Source organism: Flavobacterium sp. 83, assembly GCF_000744835.1.
Classification (GTDB): Bacteria; Bacteroidota; Bacteroidia; order Flavobacteriales; family Flavobacteriaceae; genus Flavobacterium.
In genome coordinates this window covers 550,425-568,740 of the sequence record NZ_JQMS01000001.1, presented here as the reverse complement: position 1 = coordinate 568,740, position 18,316 = coordinate 550,425, and the positions used below count along the sequence as shown (strand labels likewise).

General features: G+C 33.9%; 15 protein-coding genes. 8 read left to right on the top strand and 7 right to left on the bottom strand.

Annotated elements, in window-relative coordinates:
• Nucleotides 1-37: 37 nt before the first annotated feature.
• Nucleotides 38-1,389, top strand: a protein-coding gene (locus tag T410_RS16655; protein WP_369793010.1) for an IS3 family transposase whose coding sequence is annotated in 2 segments (ribosomal slippage) — nucleotides 38-500 and nucleotides 500-1,389 — 1,353 coding nt in all. Because the reading frame shifts where the segments join, the coding sequence is not laid out codon by codon here.
• An 80-nt stretch (nucleotides 1,390-1,469) separates the two neighbouring features.
• Here T410_RS16655 and T410_RS02540 read toward each other — a convergent pair.
• The 4 genes from T410_RS02540 to T410_RS02525 all read right to left on the bottom strand — a co-directional run bounded on the left by T410_RS02540 (nucleotide 1,470) and on the right by T410_RS02525 (nucleotide 4,951).
• A complete protein-coding gene (locus T410_RS02540; protein ID WP_035668413.1) occupies nucleotides 1,470-2,294 on the bottom strand; it encodes a thymidylate synthase in 825 nt (274 codons plus the stop codon).
• 90 nt (nucleotides 2,295-2,384) lie between these two features.
• Nucleotides 2,385-3,014 (bottom strand): bifunctional nuclease family protein, encoded by a 630-nt coding sequence (locus tag T410_RS02535; RefSeq protein ID WP_035668411.1) that lies wholly within the window; start codon nucleotides 3,012-3,014, stop codon nucleotides 2,385-2,387.
• A gap of 137 nt (nucleotides 3,015-3,151) precedes the next feature.
• Nucleotides 3,152-4,132 (bottom strand): electron transfer flavoprotein subunit alpha/FixB family protein, encoded by a 981-nt coding sequence (locus T410_RS02530; RefSeq protein ID WP_035668407.1) that lies wholly within the window; start codon nucleotides 4,130-4,132, stop codon nucleotides 3,152-3,154.
• 72 nt (nucleotides 4,133-4,204) lie between these two features.
• Nucleotides 4,205-4,951, bottom strand: a complete 747-nt coding sequence (locus T410_RS02525) for an electron transfer flavoprotein subunit beta/FixA family protein (RefSeq protein ID WP_035668404.1) — start codon at nucleotides 4,949-4,951, stop codon at nucleotides 4,205-4,207.
• A gap of 454 nt (nucleotides 4,952-5,405) precedes the next feature.
• Here T410_RS02525 and T410_RS02520 point away from each other — a divergent pair, with 454 nt between their 5' ends.
• The 5 genes from T410_RS02520 to T410_RS02500 all read left to right on the top strand — a co-directional run bounded on the left by T410_RS02520 (nucleotide 5,406) and on the right by T410_RS02500 (nucleotide 12,955).
• Nucleotides 5,406-6,386: a pyruvate dehydrogenase complex E1 component subunit beta gene (locus T410_RS02520; RefSeq protein WP_035668403.1), complete on the top strand. Its 981-nt coding sequence runs from the start codon at nucleotides 5,406-5,408 to the stop codon at nucleotides 6,384-6,386.
• Nucleotides 6,387-6,520: 134 nt separating this feature from the next.
• Nucleotides 6,521-9,007, top strand: coding sequence for a DUF5686 and carboxypeptidase-like regulatory domain-containing protein (locus T410_RS02515; protein WP_035673979.1), 2,487 nt, complete (start codon nucleotides 6,521-6,523; stop codon nucleotides 9,005-9,007).
• Nucleotides 9,008-9,145: 138 nt separating this feature from the next.
• Nucleotides 9,146-9,748: a DNA-3-methyladenine glycosylase gene (locus T410_RS02510; protein ID WP_035668402.1), complete on the top strand. Its 603-nt coding sequence runs from the start codon at nucleotides 9,146-9,148 to the stop codon at nucleotides 9,746-9,748.
• A gap of 105 nt (nucleotides 9,749-9,853) precedes the next feature.
• Nucleotides 9,854-10,384: an inorganic diphosphatase gene (locus T410_RS02505; protein WP_035668400.1), complete on the top strand. Its 531-nt coding sequence runs from the start codon at nucleotides 9,854-9,856 to the stop codon at nucleotides 10,382-10,384.
• A gap of 111 nt (nucleotides 10,385-10,495) precedes the next feature.
• Nucleotides 10,496-12,955, top strand: a complete 2,460-nt coding sequence (locus tag T410_RS02500; protein WP_035668398.1) for a sodium-translocating pyrophosphatase — start codon at nucleotides 10,496-10,498, stop codon at nucleotides 12,953-12,955.
• A 65-nt stretch (nucleotides 12,956-13,020) separates the two neighbouring features.
• Here T410_RS02500 and T410_RS02495 read toward each other — a convergent pair whose 3' ends face one another.
• The 3 genes from T410_RS02495 to T410_RS16865 form a co-directional block, all read right to left on the bottom strand.
• Nucleotides 13,021-13,389, bottom strand: a complete 369-nt coding sequence (locus tag T410_RS02495) for a type II toxin-antitoxin system HigA family antitoxin (protein ID WP_035668396.1) — start codon at nucleotides 13,387-13,389, stop codon at nucleotides 13,021-13,023.
• A gap of 3 nt (nucleotides 13,390-13,392) precedes the next feature.
• On the bottom strand, nucleotides 13,393-13,689 hold the full coding sequence (locus tag T410_RS02490) for a type II toxin-antitoxin system HigB family toxin (protein WP_035668394.1): 297 nt from the start codon (nucleotides 13,687-13,689) through the stop codon (nucleotides 13,393-13,395).
• Between the two features lie 73 nt (nucleotides 13,690-13,762).
• Nucleotides 13,763-13,942 (bottom strand): hypothetical protein, encoded by a 180-nt coding sequence (locus T410_RS16865; RefSeq protein ID WP_152556925.1) that lies wholly within the window; start codon nucleotides 13,940-13,942, stop codon nucleotides 13,763-13,765.
• A 151-nt stretch (nucleotides 13,943-14,093) separates the two neighbouring features.
• Here T410_RS16865 and T410_RS02480 point away from each other — a divergent pair, with 151 nt between their 5' ends.
• Nucleotides 14,094-15,641 carry a site-specific DNA-methyltransferase gene (locus T410_RS02480; protein ID WP_035668392.1) on the top strand — a complete coding sequence of 516 codons (1,548 nt, stop codon included), beginning with the start codon at nucleotides 14,094-14,096 and terminating at the stop codon, nucleotides 15,639-15,641.
• 2 nt (nucleotides 15,642-15,643) lie between these two features.
• Nucleotides 15,644-18,277, top strand: coding sequence for a DEAD/DEAH box helicase (locus T410_RS02475; RefSeq protein ID WP_035668389.1), 2,634 nt, complete (start codon nucleotides 15,644-15,646; stop codon nucleotides 18,275-18,277).
• The last annotated feature ends 39 nt before the right edge of the window (nucleotides 18,278-18,316 follow it).

Here is an 18,316-nt window from a genome sequence, read left to right as displayed (position 1 = left end):
TGCCCCAAAAAGTTAGACACTATTTGGGGCATTTTTTATGGAAAGAAAAGTTAAGTATGGTTACACATTTAAACTTGAATGTGTACAGGAGGTTTTAAACGAACATCAGTCTTGTTGTTCCGTTTCAAAGCAAAAGGGATTTTCGAAATCGCAACTACAAAAATGGGTTAGATTGTACAATAACTATGGAGGCAAAGGATTATTGCCATCTAAAAACAGGATCTATTCCATTGATTTTAAAATGAAAGTTTTAAAATCGTTATCAGAAGAACATCTATCTTTAAGTAAAGCATGTTTGTTGTTTAATATTCCATCAGAATCTACTATTGTAAAATGGAAGAAAGATTTTGCTAATTTTGGTATTGAAGGATTAAAACCAAAACTTAAAGGCAGACCAATATCTATGAGTGATTATAAGCGTAAAAAACGTAAATCAGACAAACCTTTAACAAGAGAGGAAGAACTCTTAAAAGAGAACGAAAGACTTCGTTGTGAGAATGAATTGCTAAAAAAGTTACAAGCCTTAATTCAAGCCAGGAGAAATCCCAAGCCATAATGGAGTTAAGGCATAAATTTGATTTAGAATTACTTCTAGATTTAACAAAAATGGCACGTAGTAGTTTTTATTATCATCAAAAGCAGAATAAATTACCTGATAAATACAAAGAAATCAAAGAGTTAATTAAAGCCATTTATCAAAGCCATAAAGGGCGCTATGGTTACAGAAGAATAACCGATGAACTCCAAAATAGAGCAATGATTATCAATCATAAAACAGTTTTTAGATTAATGAAATTACTGGGATTAAAAAGTCTTATTAGATTAAAGAAATATAAATCATATAAAGGCGAACAAGGTAAAATTGCACCAAATGTTCTAAAAAGAAATTTCAAAGCAGTTGCACCAAATCAAAAATGGGCAACCGATATAACCGAGTTTAATGTCTCGGGTCAAAAATTGTATCTATCGCCTATTATTGATTTATTTAATCAAGAAATAATCAGTTACGAACTAACAGAACGCCCAGTGTTTAATCAAGTAGTTATAATGCTCAAAAAAGCATTTAAAAAAATACCTAATAACACTAATCTAACACTGCATTCAGATCAAGGCTGGCAATATCAAATGAAACAATATCAGTATTTGCTGAAAGAAAAAGGAATTGTACAAAGTATGTCAAGAAAAGGAAATTGTTTAGACAATGCTATAATTGAAAACTTCTTTGGAATATTAAAATCTGAACTGTTTTATCTTAAAAAATACACATCATTAGACCAATTAAAAAAGGAAATAAATGAATATATAAAATATTACAATAAAGATAGAATCAAGTCGAATTTAAACAAAATGAGCCCGATACAATATCGAGCTCATTATTATCAAAATTAATTATAAATTTGTCTAAACTTTTGGGTGCAGTCTATATAGCGGATTTTTTTTATTATCTTAGAATTTAATTAGGTGTCGTTTTATACCGCAACATTGCCTTTTATTAGGGCGTGCGGTTCATAACCTTCTAATGTAAAATCTTCAAAAGAAAAATCGAATATATTGTTTATTGCTGGATTCAAAATCATTTTTGGTAATGGTTTTGGTTCGCGTGATAATTGTAATTCGAGTTGTTCGAAATGATTATTATAAATGTGTGCATCGCCAAAAGTGTGGATAAATTCACCGGTTTTTAATCCGCAGACTTGTGCAATCATCATCGTTAACAATGCATAAGAAGCAATATTAAAAGGTACACCCAAGAAAATATCGGCGCTTCTTTGGTATAATTGACAGGATAATTTTCCGTCGGAAACATAGAATTGAAAAAAAGCATGGCATGGCGGTAACGCCGCTTTGTTATTGGCTACATTTTCGTCAAATGATTTTTTTGTATCAGGAAGCACAGAAGGATTCCAAGCTGAAACAAGCATTCTTCGGCTGTTTGGATTGGTTTTTAGTTCTGAAATAAGTTCAGTAATCTGGTCGATTTCTTCGCTATTCCAGTTGCGCCATTGATGACCATAAACAGGACCTAAATCCCCATTAGCATCAGCCCAAGCGTCCCATATTTTCACTCCGTTTTCTTGAAGATATTTAATATTAGTGTCTCCTTTAAGGAACCAAAGCAATTCATAAATAATAGATTTTAGATGTAGTTTTTTGGTGGTAACCATAGGAAAGCCTTCACTCAAATCAAAACGCATTTGATAACCAAATACACTTTTGGTTCCTGTTCCGGTACGATCACCTTTTTGGCAACCATTCTCCATAACGTGTTGCACTAAATCTAAATATTGCTTCATTTTATTTGGGGATTAATCGGTTAATCGGTTTTAGTTTAATCGTGAAACGGATGTTGGATTAGCAGTTATAGTAATCAACAATTAAACAAATTACGATTCTCTTTTTGAAATTTCGTCTCTAATTTTAGCAGCTTTTTCATAATCTTCATGCGATACAGCTTGGTCAAGTAATTCGTTCAATTCCTGCAAACTATGTTTAGAGTAGGTTTCGCCGGATTGATTGCTTTCTTCTTCATGACCAAAAGTGTCCGGATTAGAAAGGACATCGTCAATTTCTTGAGAATCTTTATTGGCTTCAAGCGGGTTTGCTTTTAAATAAATACCAGCTTTGTCCAGAATATTTTTATAGGTGAAGATTGGTGCATTAAAGCGCAGTGCCAAAGCAATAGCATCAGATGTTCTAGCGTCTATAATTTCTTCGATTTTATCTCTTTCGCAAATAATACTGGAGTAAAAAACTCCATCGACTAATTTATGTATAATGACTTGTTTTACCACAATGTCGAAACGTTCAGCAAAATTTTTGAATAAATCATGCGTTAAGGGACGTGGTGGTTTTATTTCTTTTTCTAATGCAATAGCGATAGATTGGGCTTCAAATGCTCCGATTACTATAGGCAACTTTCTTTCTCCATCGACCTCATTCAAAATTAGAGCGTATGCTCCGTTTTGGGTCTGACTATATGAAATTCCTTTTATAGATAATTTAACTAAGCTCATAGTTGTGATAATGGGAAAGTACGTTGTACTAGTTCTTTAATAAAAATCAGGTTCAATTTTATATAAAAAAATTGCTACCTAAAAGCAAAGATACAAATATCTTTTTTTTAGGTAGCAATTTATATAGATTTGTTGAATTATGCGTGCTGTGCTTTGAAAGCTTTAAATTTCTCAATTAATTTTGGGACAATTTCAAAAGCATCTCCTACAATTCCGTAATCAGCTACCTTGAAGAATGGTGCTTCGGGATCGCTGTTGATGACTACTTTTACTTTTGAAGAGTTGATTCCTGCAATATGTTGTATAGCTCCCGAAATTCCTATTGCAATATACAAGTTAGTTGCAACGGGTTTTCCTGTTTGTCCTACGTGCTCACTATGAGGTCTCCAGCCTAAATCTGAAACCGGTTTTGAACAAGCTGTCGCTGCGCCAAGTACCGAAGCTAATTCTTCGATCATTCCCCAGTTTTCAGGCCCCTTCAAACCACGTCCACCAGAAACTACAATATCAGCATCGGCGATGGAAACTTTTCCGGAACCCTTTTCTACGGATTCTACCTTTACTCCAAAATCATTATCTTCAATTGATGGATTGAAATCTTCTTCGGTAGCGACGCGATTAATCGCGTCTGTACTAATGAAAACACCATACGAGTTTTTTGCAAGACCAAGTACTTTTATGTCAGTAGCAATTTCGGTGATATTGAAAGCTTTGTTTGAAAATGCATTTCTTTTTACTTGAAAAGGAGCTGTACTTACTGGTAATCCAACCACATTTGAAGCAAATCCAGCTTCCAGGGCTACTGCAACAAGTGATGAAAGGTAAATACTATCTGTAGTTGAGGAAAGCAAAATTAATTTTGCATTTTCTTTTTCAGCAGCTTGTTTGATGGCATCAGCATATGCTTTTGCAGTAAATCCGGATAATTTATCGTTGTTCACTTTTAAAACTTTGTCTACTCCGTATTTTGATAATTCCGAAACATCACCTGCGTTTACTGTTACGGCTGTAACAGTTGTTCCTAATGATTCGGCTACTTTTTTTGCATAAGAAGCTAATTCGAAAGCTACTTTCTTAAATTTTCCTTCTGCATATTCTGCATATATTAATATTGACATAATTTTTTTGTTTAAGTTTCAGGTTTAAAGTTTAAAGTCTTGGAACTGAAAACTGCGACTGAACACGGATTACTAGATTACTTTCGCTTCGTTGTGTAATAAATTGATTAATTCATCTAAATTGTCAGGTGAAATTAATTTCACGGCTGATTTAGGTGCTGGTTTCTCAAATTTCACCGCTTTCGTATTCACTGGAGCTTCTACTGGTTCTAATATGCTTAATACTTTAGTTCTTGCGGTCATAATTCCTCTCATGTTTGGTATACGCAAGTCCTTTTCTTCAACCAATCCTTTTTGGCCTCCAATTATTAAAGGCAATGAAGTGCTTACCGTTTCTTTTCCTCCGTCAATCTCACGCACTGCCTTTACATTAGATCCATCAACTGTAATACTTGTGCAAGAATTTAGGAAGTTGTACCCAAGAATTCCAGCAACCATACCAGGAACCATTCCTCCATTATAATCAAGTGATTCTTTTCCCGCTATGATAACATCGTATGAGCCATTTTTAATTACTTCGGCAAGTTGTTTGGCAACAAAAAAACCGTCTTTAGGAGTTGCGTTTATACGAATGGCTTCGTTTGCGCCTATTGCTAATGCTTTTCTTAAAGTAGGTTCGGTTTCTGGTCCTCCTACATTGACAACAGTTACGGTCGCACCTTGTTGTTCTTGGAACCAAATAGCACGTGTTAAACCAAATTCATCATTTGGGTTGATTACGTATTGTACGCCATTTGTGTCGAATTCAGAGTCACCATTGACGAAATTAATCTTTGATGTAGTATCAGGAACGTGACTGATGCAAACTAATATTTTCATAAGTATGTTTTTTATTATTCTAAATTTCTTTTACAAAATTAGAATAATATTTTGAATAATTTACTATGCGTGCATAATATTTTCAAAAACTATTACGATTTCGTAATTTTAAAGTAAAAGCGGGATGTTTTTTGACAAGAGACTTATTATTTTTGGATTTGAATGAATTAATTAAAAAAAATTAAACAAATGGTGGTCAAATTGTTGCTTTGGGCTTCTCGATTTAATGCTTAAATCCAGAAGGGAAATTGCTTGAAATATACAAATTTTCAATATTATATCGATTTCGTAGCCCGGATAGTAGCGGCATCCTTGTTGTGGTTCCTTTAACCACAACAAGATATAGCGTATAGCCGGAAATAGCTCCTGATTAATTTAAAGTGATTTATGCTTTTAAGTGGTTTAAAATATTTATTTTTGCTTTTCGAAAATTACACACATACAACATACAACTATGAGAACTATACAATTTAGAGAGGCCATTTGCGAAGCGATGAGTGAAGAAATGCGTCGCGATGAGTCCATATACTTAATGGGTGAAGAAGTTGCAGAATATAATGGTGCTTACAAAGCGTCTAAAGGAATGCTTGCTGAATTTGGCGAAAAAAGAGTTATTGATACTCCAATTGCTGAACTTGGTTTTACAGGTATTGCAGTAGGATCAGCAATGAATGGTTGCAGACCAATTGTTGAATATATGACTTTCAATTTCTGTTTAGTAGGGATTGATCAAATAATAAATAACGCTGCCAAAATGCGTCAGATGACAGGTGGGCAATTTAATGTTCCTATTGTTTTTCGTGGGCCAACCGCTTCAGCAGGACAATTAGGAGCGACACACTCACAAGCACTTGAAAACTGGTTTGCGAACACTCCAGGGCTTAAAGTTGTTGTTCCATCAAATGTTTATGATGCTAAAGGTTTGTTGAAATCAGCTATTCGTGATAATGATCCTGTGATTTTCATGGAATCAGAACAAATGTATGGTGATAAAGGGGAAGTTCCAGATGGTGAATATACTATTCCAATTGGTGTTGCTGATATTAAACGTGAAGGAACTGACGTAACGATTGTTTCTTTTGGAAAAATCATTAAAGAAGCTTATATCGCTGCTGATGAACTTGCTAAAGAAGGAATCTCCTGTGAAATCATCGATTTAAGAACAGTTCGTCCTTTGGATTTTGAAACGATTTTAACATCGGTGAGAAAAACAAACAGATTGGTGATTCTTGAGGAAGCTTGGCCTTTTGCAAGTGTTTCTTCTGAGATTACTTATTTAGTTCAAGAGCGTGCTTTTGATTTTCTGGATGCGCCTATTCAACGTATCACTACAGCTGATACTCCGGCACCTTACTCTCCAGTATTGCTTAAAGAATGGTTGCCTAATGCGGGTGATGTTGTAAAAGCGGTTAAAAAAGTATTGTATAAAAAATAGATTTTTTAAGATTTTGATTTTTAGATAAACTTTAACAGTCAACGATCTTAATTTAGAATAATCTAGATTTCTAAATACCTATATTTGAAACTTCATCAATTGTTTATTTGATGAAGTTTTTTTTTTGAATGATTATGAAAAAGCGTTTCTTATTTATCTTATTTTTTTTGTTTGCTTCAGCACATGTTCTTTTTGCACAAACAAAAGTTAGCGGAATTGTTGTAGACAAAGCAGCTCAGCCCATTCCTTTTGCCAATGTTGTTTTTAAAGATTCAAATGAAGGTGTAGTTTCTAATGAAGACGGGCGTTTTTACATCGAATCTGCCAAAACGTATACAGTCATCGTAATATCATCGGTGGGATTTTCTGAAAAGGAAATTACTTTAAATAAACTGGTAAATTACAATTTTAAAATTCAGTTAAACGAAGCCGAAAGCTTGAATGAAGTCGTCATTTTTACGGGTAAAACCTCTAAAAAGAATAATCCGGCACTTGAAATTCTCAGGAAAATTTGGGAGCACAAGCGTAAAAATGGCTTAAATTTATTTGCGCAATACCAAATGGAAAAGTATGAGAAGGTAGAGTTTGATATGAATACCATTGATAGTGCTTTTATGAAAAATAAGCTTTTCAAAGGCATGGAATTTATTTTTAATCAAGTAGATACTTCCAAGATTACAGGGAAAACCTATTTGCCTGTTTTTATAAATGAATCTTTGTATGATGTGTATGGGGATACTAAATTGAAAAAGGTAAAAGAGAAAATGAAAGCCAATAAAACGTCTGGTTTTGAAGGGAATCAACAAATTTTGTCTTTTGTAAAAGATTTATATTCGGATTATAATATCTATGAAAATCACCTTACTTTTTTTGATAAAAGTTTTACCAGCCCATTGTCTACTACAGGCGTTGATGTTTATAATTATGTATTAAGGGATAGCGCGGTTGTTGATAAAAAATGGTGTTACAACATTGTCTTTTATCCCCGTCGTAAAAACGAACTGACTTTCAAAGGTGATTTTTGGGTAAATGATTCCACATTTGCTATCAAAAAAATCAACATGGCCGTTACAAAAAGTGCCAACATCAACTGGATAAAAGATATTTATTTAGAACAGGAATTCGAAGTAATGAATGATTCTGTTTTTCTTTTGACTCGAGATTATATGATGTCGGACTTTGCTTTAAACAAAAAAGAAAAATCAAAAGGACTTTATGGAAAGCGAACCTCTTTCTACAGAAACCACGAATTCAATAAAGAGAAACCAATTTCGTTTTATAAAGAGGAGGTTAATTATGTTGATAAATCGGTTTACGATAAATCAGATGATTTTTGGCATGAAAACCGTTTTGAAAACTTGAGCAAAGATGAATTAGGCGTTTATAAAATGCTTGACACTTTGAAGAACGTTAAAAAATTCAAACAAATAACAAGTTCAGTAATGGTGCTCGCCAGTGGTTATGTACAATTTGGTCATATCGATTACGGGCCTATTTTTTCAACATTTGGATACAATGAAGTTGAAGGTGTTCGTTTGCGCAGTGGCGCAAGAACTTACTTTGGCACTGCTGATACTTGGCGATTACAAGCCTATACTGCCTATGGTTTCAAGGATGGTAAGTTTAAATATGGGTTTTCTGGAAAATGGATGGTTGATAAAAAAAACCGACTTATTTTATCTGGAGGAAACCGGCGTGATGTGGAACAAATAGGTTCGAGTTTGACCTCCTCAACGGATGTTTTGGGTCGAAGTAACGCTTCATCAACGATTTTTTCTTCGGGGAATAATGGTAAACTGACAAACATTAATTTAAGTACCGTTGCTTTAGAAATAGAACCTGTCAAAAATCTAACCTTTCAAACGGGATTCTCGTATCGAACTTTAGAGTCTGCTTCGCCTACATTTAGTTTAGATTACTATACAGATTCAGGGCAGAGAATTACTAAAAGCGAGGTAAAACAATCGGAATTTAATCTTCGAGTAGATTATACGCCTAAAAGAAAGACTATTGGGGTTGCTGTAGAAAGAGATAATGTAGACAGTCCTTTTAGTGAGGTTTTTGTTAATTATAGCCACGGATTTAAAGGGTTGTTGAATAGTGATTTTAAATATGAAAAGATCCAATTGTATTATAAACAACCTATAATAATAGGGCCCTTAGGGCGCTCAAATATTATTTTAGAAGTGGGGAAAACCTTTGGCACAATTCCATTGGGATTAATGAGTGTCATTCCTGGTAACCAAACTTTTTTCTCTAATGAAAACACCTTTAGCAACCTTAATTATTATGAGTTTATATCAGATCAATATACAACATTACAATGGAATCATAATTTTCAAGGGAGGTTGTTTTCTAGAATCCCTTTTATGAGAAAACTGAATTGGAGAGAAATTATTGGGGTAAAAGGAGTTTACGGAACTATTTCGGATGCTAATAGAGCAATTAATGCTTCCGGATTAACCTATAATGCTCCTGACAATGTCTATTGGGAATATCATGCAGGTATTGGAAATATTTTTAAAGTATTCCGCATTGACTTCGCATGGAGAGGCAATTATTTAAACACACCGGATACTAATCGTTTCTCTGTAAAAGGATCGTTTGGATTCTTTTTCTAATGGGAACTTATTTCAGATTCAATTCATACTTTTTTATTTGGAGCTATTTCCAGCTTTACACTATATCTTTTTATAAGGCGAAGAAAAATCGCCTTATAAAAAGGATGCCGTTTCCATCTGGGCTAAAAAAATCAGATTATGCAACAAGCCATTGACTATCTTTTAGAAAAAGAAACTATTTTCAAAGAAATTATTGAACAATATGGGATGCCAACCATTCCAATAAGGCCACAAGGATTTGAAACTTTGGTGTTGTTAATTTTAGAACAGCAAGTATCCATAGATTCAGCCAAGGCGACTTTTTTAAAGTTAAAGGCCAAAGAAAAGAACTTTGTACCTTTGGCACTTCTTACTTTATCAGATGAAGAGTTTAGAAATCTTGGCGTAAGCCGCCAAAAAACATCTTATATTAAAGCGTTGTCAACTGCAATACTGAATAAAGATATTGATTTAGAAAGTTTGTCGTCCAAAACCGCTCAGCAAGTTCGACAAGAGCTCATTAAGATAAAAGGAATTGGAAATTGGACTATCGATATCTATTTAATGTTTTGCCTTCAAGAGCCAGATTTACTGCCATTAGGAGATATTGCGGTAGTAAATACCATAAAAGAATTACTGGATATTCATAATAAAGAAGACATGGAAGTTCATACTACAAAATGGAGTCCGTATCGTTCCGTGGCTACCTATCTTTTGTGGCATCATTATTTGAACAAAAGAAATCGAACGGTGGTTTACTAAAGTGCTGTTTGTTAAAATTTAATGAAGAGATAACATTGATTTTTTATTGTTGAAAGAGATTCTTTACTTATTTTTGCATCCATAAATATAGAAAAGAAAACAAAAATGACAGCAGACAAATTAACAACTTTCGATGTCTTAATCGAAATACCAAGAGGAAGTAGAAATAAATACGAATATGATTTCGAAATAAAAAGAATGCGTTTTGACAGAATGTTATTCTCGTCAATGATGTATCCAGCTGATTACGGATTTATTCCTGAAACTTTAGCATTAGACGGAGATCCATTAGATGTTTTGGTTTTAGTAAACGAGCCAACTTTTCCTGGATGTGTAATGGAAGTAAAACCTATCGGTGTTTTCCACATGGCAGATGATAAAGGACCAGATGAAAAAGTTATCTGTGTACCGGTTTCAGATCCAATTTGGAATTCATTAGAAAATTTATCAGATATCAATCCTCACTTATTAAAAGAGATTGAGCATTTCTTTCAAGTGTACAAAGATTTGGAAAATAAAGTAGTAGATGTAGAAGGATGGGGAGATGTTAACGAAGCCTTTGCAATTATCAAAGAATGTACAGATCGTTTCAACGCAATTGAAAATAAACCAGAAGGATTGTTTAGTATTAAATAATTTTCATCTATAATTTTTACAAAAAAAGCAATATTCCGTTAGGAGTATTGCTTTTTTGTTTAAATTCGTTTGGTAAAATTACTAATACTAACCAAAAACCAAAAGAAATTTATGAATACAATAATGATTTACTTGCCAATAGTTATGGCAATTGTAGGACTTCTGTTCATGTGGGTTAAAAGAGCTTGGGTATTAAAACAAGACGCTGGAGATGGTAAGATGAAAGAGATTTCAGATTATATTTACGAAGGTGCATTAGCTTTCCTTAAAGCAGAATATAGGTTATTGGCTTTCTTCGTAGTAGGAGCAAGCATCGTTTTAGCCGGAGTTTCATTTGTCGTTCCTACAACACATATATTAATAGTAGTTGCTTTTGTTTTCGGAGCATTTTTCTCGGCCTTGGCGGGAAACATGGGAATGAAAATTGCAACAAAAACCAATGTTAGAACAACACAAGCTGCCCGTACCAGTTTGCCACAAGCTTTAAAAGTTTCTTTTGGTGGTGGGACAGTAATGGGGTTAGGTGTTGCAGGTTTAGCCGTTCTTGGTTTAACCTCTTTCTTTATTTTCTTTTTCCATTTTTTCATGAATGGTGTTTGGACCTCTTCTGAAGACATGACCAAAGTGTTGGAGACATTAGCAGGTTTTTCTCTTGGAGCAGAATCTATTGCTTTGTTTGCTCGTGTTGGTGGTGGTATTTATACAAAAGCTGCCGATGTTGGTGCTGATTTAGTGGGAAAAGTAGAAGCTGGAATTCCCGAAGATGACCCTCGTAATCCGGCTACAATTGCAGATAATGTTGGGGATAATGTGGGTGATGTTGCCGGAATGGGTGCCGATTTATTTGGTTCTTATGTAGCGACAGTTTTGGCAGCTATGGTTCTGGGTAATTATGTTATCAAAGATATGGGTGGGAAAATTGAGGATGCCTTTGGCGGAATCGGACCCATTTTACTACCAATGGCAATCGCCGGTTTTGGAATATTATTTTCTATCATCGGAACCATGTTGGTTAAAATTACGGATACTAATGCAAAAGAAAAACAAGTGCAAAAAGCGTTAAATATTGGAAACTGGGTTTCTATAGCTTTAACTGCAATTGCTTGTTTCTTTTTAGTTCAATATATGTTGCCTTCAACCATGAAAATGGAGTTTTATGGAGAAGGGATACAAGATATCTCATCGATGAGAGTTTTCTATGCAACCATCGTAGGATTAGTGGTTGGAGCTACAATTTCATCTGTTACAGAATATTACACGGGATTAGGGACTAAACCAGTAATGGCAATTGTACAAAAATCGAGTACTGGAGCTGGGACAAATGTAATTGCAGGTTTGGCAACAGGAATGATTTCTACGTTTCCAACCGTTTTGTTGTTTGCTGCTGCCATTTGGACTTCTTATGCTTTTGCAGGATTTTATGGTGTGGCTTTAGCAGCTTCGGCCATGATGGCAACAACGGCTATGCAACTGGCAATTGATGCTTTTGGCCCCATATCGGATAATGCAGGTGGAATTGCTGAAATGAGTGAACTACCAAAGGAAGTGCGTACAAGAACGGATATTTTGGATTCTGTTGGAAATACAACTGCTGCAACAGGAAAAGGTTTCGCTATTGCTTCAGCTGCATTGACCTCATTAGCTTTATTTGCGGCGTACGTAACTTTTACCGGAATTGACGGGATTAATATTTTCAAAGCGCCTGTTTTAGCGATGTTGTTTGTTGGTGGAATGATACCCGTTGTTTTCTCTGCTTTAGCGATGAATTCTGTTGGAAAAGCTGCGATGGATATGGTGTATGAAGTACGTCGTCAGTTTAGAGAAATTCCGGGAATTATGGAAGGAACCGGAAAACCGGAATATGCTAAATGTGTTGATATTTCAACCAAAGCCGCTTTACGCGAAATGATGTTGCCAGGAATTTTGACTATCGGTTTTCCAATAGCAATTGTTTTACTTGGTAAATTAGTTTATGGAGACAACAACCAGTTAATTGCTGAAATGTTAGGAGGATATATGGCTGGAGTTACTGTATCTGGTGTGCTTTGGGCCGTTTTCCAAAACAATGCAGGTGGTGCTTGGGATAATGCTAAAAAATCCTTCGAAGCAGGGGTGTTAATTAACGGTGAAATGACATACAAAGGCTCTGATGCGCACAAAGCAGCTGTAACTGGAGATACTGTTGGTGATCCGTTCAAAGATACTTCTGGACCATCGATGAATATTTTGATTAAATTAACTTGCTTAATCGGTCTTGTAATTGCACCAATTTTGGGTAACGGAAGTCATACCATTTCTGATAAAGCATCTTGTTGTGTGGCTTCAGGTAAATGTATTTCAATGTCAGCAGAAGAATGTAAAGCTAAAGGTTGTACAAATAAAACCTGTGAACACATGAATGCAGAAGCGATGTCAACTCATATGATTTCTAAAGAAGTTTCGATTCAAAAAACTAATGCCAATGGTATGGTTGTGGCTACAGTAACGACCACCATAAATGGTAAAGTGGATACGCAAGTTTTCGAGGGAACTGATGAAGAAGTTCAGGCGAAAATCGATGCTTTGAAATAATAAGCTAAAAGCATATAAATAAAATGCCTCACAATTGTGAGGCATTTTTGTTTGAAATTATAAAATTATTGTTCTAATGCATATTCTTTGATTAAAGTTGAAGCTGGAATATGAAGTGTTTCTGTTAAAACTCTAATTTGTTTAATAGTTAAAGCTCTTCTACGTTTAAAAATTTCAGTTACTCTCGAGCGGCTATTCAAAATAATGCCTAAATCGGCATCTGTAAGTCCGTTTTGTTCCATCATGAACTTAATCGCTTCAATTGGGTCGGGTTCAGGAATTGGGTAATGTATTTGTTCATACTTTTCTATCAGTGTAACTAAAATATCCAATTCGTCTCCTTCATTGGTATTAGGTTTAGCGTCAAAAAGAAGGTTTACCCTTTCTAAAGCTAAATCATAATCTTTTTCTGTTTTTATAGGATTTATTTCCATTTTTTATAAGTTTTTAATGTCTTTCAAATTATCATATTCAGGATGAGTCCCTATAAATAATATATAGACAATTTGTGTTACATAATTAATTTTTACGATTAACCGATAATGATTGCCACAAATATTGAAAACCACTTTGTTGTTACCTACAAAATCTGCTGAGCCAAAAATTGATTTTACATCATTGGAATTGGTGAAAATATTTTTGTCAATAACTTGATACCAAGACAATAATTGTTGTTTTGAACTTGGATATTTTTCCCAAAAATGCTGTAAAGTTCTTTTAGCAATTATTCTCATACGTTACTTTGAATACCAAAGATAATTAAAAATTCCCTATTTGGGAAAAATGATGATTTGTACTTTAAAATTTTTATTTAGAGATTTTTAAATCTTTGATTAATTCAATAGGTTCTACTTCAAGGGCTGACGCAATTTTAAAAAACAAATTCATTGTCATACCTTGATTTTTATCAAAAATTAAGCGGATAGCTTTTTCATCACAACCTACTTTTTTTGCAAACTGAAGTTTATTCCCTTTATATTTTTCCATAAAGAGAATATAGATTCTTTGGGTTAAGGTTTCCTTTATATAATCTAGTTGTGTTTGCACTAAACAAATAAAACCATCAAAAAGAAAATAATCGATTTTATCATTCGGAGTTTTATCCGAAAATTCTATATTTGGACAAAGTAAAAAATAAATGCCTACACTACATTGGATTGGTAAAGACAAAATCATCAATCATCATCAAGAAGTTCCTTATAAAGTCCTAAATCACGAATATGGTTTTTCTGAAAACGGAAAGATCGAAACTCCTACTGATTGTGGAAGTCTCATTATCAATGGCGATAATCTAGAAGCCTTAAAATCATTATTACCCAAATACGAAGGAAAAGTTAATTGTATTTACATCGATCCGCCCTACAATACAGGAAATGAAAGCTGGGTTTATAACGACAATGTCAATTCTCCAAAAATTAAAAAATGGTTGGGAAAAGTGGTGGGCAAAGAAAGTGAAGATTTAACGCGACACGACAAATGGTTGTGTATGATGTATCCCAGACTAAAATTGCTTCATAAACTATTGGCTAAAGACGGTGCGATTTTTATTTCTTGTGATGATAATGAACAAGCGAATCTTAAAATAATTTGTGATGAAATTTTTGGAATTTCAAATTTTGTTACAAGTATTCATTGGAAAAGAAGCGAAAGTCAAAATAATAATTCCAACTTATTATCAATTGTAGGAGAGTTTATAGTTTGCTATGTTAAAAATAAGAATGGAAAAGTTTTTAATAAATCTGAATTACAAAACACTGCATTAAAAGAATATAGATATGAAGATCAAATAGGAAAATTTAGAAGAGGTACAATTGTAGATAATAGTAGAGGAAAACATTTACTTGAGGTTGTTTCGCCATCTGGTCAAACCAAAACTATAAAAAGCATAAGAAATAGAGATTTTTTTGATGAAAAAAGTAATCAAGATTTGATTTATTGGACAGAAACAGGAACACCTTATCTTAAATTATATCTGGATAATTCAGAAGGACAAATTTCTAGTAATTGGTTCGATAATGTTGGAGTTAATGAAGATGCTTCAGAGGAGTTGACTAAAATGGGTTTGATTTTTCCTTTTTCAAAACCTTACACTTTAATTGATAAAATAATTAAAATTTCCACAAACAAAAACTCCATAATCCTAGACAGCTTCGCTGGTTCAGGAACAACAGCCCACGCCGTTTTAAACTTAAACAAACAAGACGGAGGTAATCGTAAATTCATTTTAATAGAAATGGAAGATTATGCTGAAACCATTACTGCCGAGCGTGTCAAAAGAGTCATCAATGGTTATGCCGATAAAGAAGGAACTGGAGGTAGTTTTGATTATTACACCTTAGGCGAACCGCTTTTTGACGAAAACAATAACTTAAACGAAACGGTTAGCATCGATAAAATAAGAGAATACGTTTGGTTTACCGAAACCCGATGTTCTTATTCCCCTCCATTGGAGGGGTGTCCGCAGGACGGGGTGGTTTTTTTAGGAACCCACAACGACACCAGCTATTATTTTATCTACGAAAAAGACAATTTAACCACGCTAGATTATGAATCTTTAGCTCAATTTGTCCAACAAAAAGCGGAACGCTATATTATTTATGCCGATAATTGTTTGTTGCCTGAAACTTTTATGAGAGATAAAAACATTGAATTCAAGAAAATTCCAAGAGATATAACTCGTTTTTAATTATGGAACTAAAAACCTACCAAAAGCAAGTTATTGACGATTTGCAACTTTATTTTGAGTATTTGCAAAACCATAAAAAAGCGGATAAAGCTTTCAATTCTTTTTGGCAGGAAAAAGTGGGTTTCTATAATCCATTAACTGGCGAAGGAATGCGCCCGTATCAAAACACCGTTCCAAATGCAGTACATTTAAGTATAAAAGTGCCAACTGCAGGAGGGAAAACTTTTATTGCTTGCAATGCGTTGAAAACTATTTTTGATGCAATGCCAGATACTAAGGCAAGAGCGGTTGTTTGGTTGGTACCCTGGAGCAATTTATTAGATCAAACGGTACGAAATCTTTCGAATCCCGATCATCCATATTGTCAGAAATTGAACTCATTGTTCAATCACCGAGTTCAAGTGTATGAAAAACGGGATTTATTACAAGGGGCTAATTTCAATCCATCATCGGTACAAGAACAATTGAGTATTATGGTGGTGAATTTTGCGTCCATAAGAGCCAAGAATAAAGAGGATAGGAAATTTAATGAACAAAATTCTAATTTATCCAGTTTTTCAGATTCTATTGATGATGAAATTGTTTTAGAGGGTACAGAAAAAGAAGCGTTAATCAATGTCATAAGAAGCTTAAATCCAATTTTAGTTGTTGACGAAAGTCATAATGCCGAAAGTGATTTGAGTGTCGAAATGTTGAATAATCTCAACCCAAGTTTTATTTTAGATTTGACCGCAACGCCTAAGCAAAATGCTAATATTGTGAGTTTAGTTTCGGCTATTGAACTCAAAAAAGAGCATATGGTTAAGTTGCCGGTTATCGTTTATAATCATCAAAACATAGAAGGCGTTATAGAAAGTGCGTTGCATTTGCAAAATAAACTGGAAACAGAGGCTAAAATTTTGGAAGAAAATGGAGGAAAGTACATTCGTCCAATAGTTTTGTTTCAGGCACAATCCAAAGGAAAAGAAGATAATACCACTTTTGACAAATTGAAAGCCCAATTGATTGCTGTTGGAATTCCAGAAGAACAAATCAAAATCAAAACTGCCAATAAAGACGAGTTGAAAAATGAGGATTTAATGAGTGCGGCTTGTCCTGTTCGTTATATTATTACCATTAATGCGTTGAAAGAAGGTTGGGATTGCCCGTTTGCTTATATCTTGGCTTCCTTGGCTGATAAATCTTCGGAAGTTGATGTTACGCAGATTTTGGGACGTGTTTTACGCCAACCCTATGTGATGAAACATAACAGCACGATGTTGAATTTATCGTATGTAATTACGGCTTCGGTTAAGTTTCAAAACACTTTGCAAAATATTATCAAAGGATTGCAGCAATCCGGTTTTAGCGAAAAAGATTATCGAGAAAAAGACGTTATGCCAGAATTTGTAAAAGAAGAAGTGAAGCAAGAAACATTAGATAATTTCTTTTTTCCTGAGCAGATAGGAGTTGTAGAAGAAGGTTTGATTGATATTCAAAAAATTCATTTCAATCCCAATGAAATGAGTAACTCTCCTAATATTGCTGTATTTGAAATGGAAAAAATGGCAATTGAAGATAGTCTAAAAATGGAGATTCAAATTGCCAATCAGGAAAATTCAAATACAGTTCAACAAATTTATTCTGAAGTGGGAATGAAAGTGAAACAATATAAAATGCGTGAAAGTGTTGCTGAACAAGCTTCGGCAATTGTATTACCAAAATTTGTAGTTGAAGTTCCTCAAAATGAATTTCTTTTAATGGAACAAGGCGACACGCAATTGTTAGACAGGGTGAATCTTTTGAAAGATTTTAAGCTTTCGGATAAAGATATTCAAATCCCTTTTAAAAGTATTTCTTCGGATTTATATAAAATTGATACTGAAAAAACGAATGATGGCGGTTATAAAATGGTTTCGTTCAAAATAGAGAATGTAGTTCAAGAAAAAATGACGGAATACATTTTAGCTAAACCTAAAGAAGGACAAATTAAAGATTTAGCGCATTTTGTAGTCAAGCAAATTGATAAATTACCACCTATTGCCGATAATGAAATTAAGAAATACGTCACTAGAATTTTAGAGAATATGTCCGCACAGGAGTTGATAGATTTCAATCAATATAAACTGACGTATTCTGATTCTATTAAAGATAAAATCAATCAATTAGCCGATATTTATGCAGAAGAGAAGTTTAATGATTGGCTCGAAATCCCTAAAATTAAAACAGAACCCAATTGGAAATTTGAAAAAGCCATAATTCCAACAAGAATTGGAAATGACATTGGTAATTCATTGTATGTTCACGAAGGTGATATGAATGGATTAGAAGAGCAATTTATTTTGGAAATTTCCAGTTCATCAAATATTGCTTTTTGGCATCGCAATTTGGGCAGAGGAAAAGGTTTTGCATTGAATGGTTATAAATCGAATCATTATCCTGATTTTATTTTGGTTACTAAAACCAATAAAGTAATCGTTGTGGAAACCAAAGGTTCCCATTTGAATAATCCTGATACGGCTGCAAAATTAAGGTTAGGGAAATCTTGGGCCAGACTTTCGGGAACTAATTATAATTATATGATGGTTTTTGATAAAAATGCGATTGATGGTGCTTATAATTTAGAGAAAGCAATAAGCTTGATAAAACAAATGTAGATTAATGGAAATACTTGTAATAAAAAAATGCTTCACAAT

Bases quoted from the DNA above. Each gene is read 5' to 3' on its own strand.
- T410_RS02500 (WP_035668398.1), top strand. From the start codon at position 10,496: ATGAATACAATAATGATTTACTTGCCAATAGTTATGGCAATTGTAGGA.
- T410_RS02520 (WP_035668403.1), top strand. From the start codon at position 5,406: ATGAGAACTATACAATTTAGAGAGGCCATTTGCGAAGCGATGAGTGAA.
- T410_RS16865 (WP_152556925.1), bottom strand. From the start codon at position 13,942: ATGGAAAAATATAAAGGGAATAAACTTCAGTTTGCAAAAAAAGTAGGT.
- T410_RS02540 (WP_035668413.1), bottom strand. From the start codon at position 2,294: ATGAAGCAATATTTAGATTTAGTGCAACACGTTATGGAGAATGGTTGC.
- T410_RS02530 (WP_035668407.1), bottom strand. From the start codon at position 4,132: ATGTCAATATTAATATATGCAGAATATGCAGAAGGAAAATTTAAGAAA.
- T410_RS02480 (WP_035668392.1), top strand. From the start codon at position 14,094: ATGCCTACACTACATTGGATTGGTAAAGACAAAATCATCAATCATCAT.
- T410_RS02525 (WP_035668404.1), bottom strand. From the start codon at position 4,951: ATGAAAATATTAGTTTGCATCAGTCACGTTCCTGATACTACATCAAAG.
- T410_RS02515 (WP_035673979.1), top strand. From the start codon at position 6,521: ATGAAAAAGCGTTTCTTATTTATCTTATTTTTTTTGTTTGCTTCAGCA.
- T410_RS02535 (WP_035668411.1), bottom strand. From the start codon at position 3,014: ATGAGCTTAGTTAAATTATCTATAAAAGGAATTTCATATAGTCAGACC.
- T410_RS02475 (WP_035668389.1), top strand. From the start codon at position 15,644: ATGGAACTAAAAACCTACCAAAAGCAAGTTATTGACGATTTGCAACTT.
- T410_RS02505 (WP_035668400.1), top strand. From the start codon at position 9,854: ATGACAGCAGACAAATTAACAACTTTCGATGTCTTAATCGAAATACCA.
- T410_RS02490 (WP_035668394.1), bottom strand. From the start codon at position 13,689: ATGAGAATAATTGCTAAAAGAACTTTACAGCATTTTTGGGAAAAATAT.
- T410_RS02495 (WP_035668396.1), bottom strand. From the start codon at position 13,389: ATGGAAATAAATCCTATAAAAACAGAAAAAGATTATGATTTAGCTTTA.
- T410_RS02510 (WP_035668402.1), top strand. From the start codon at position 9,146: ATGCAACAAGCCATTGACTATCTTTTAGAAAAAGAAACTATTTTCAAA.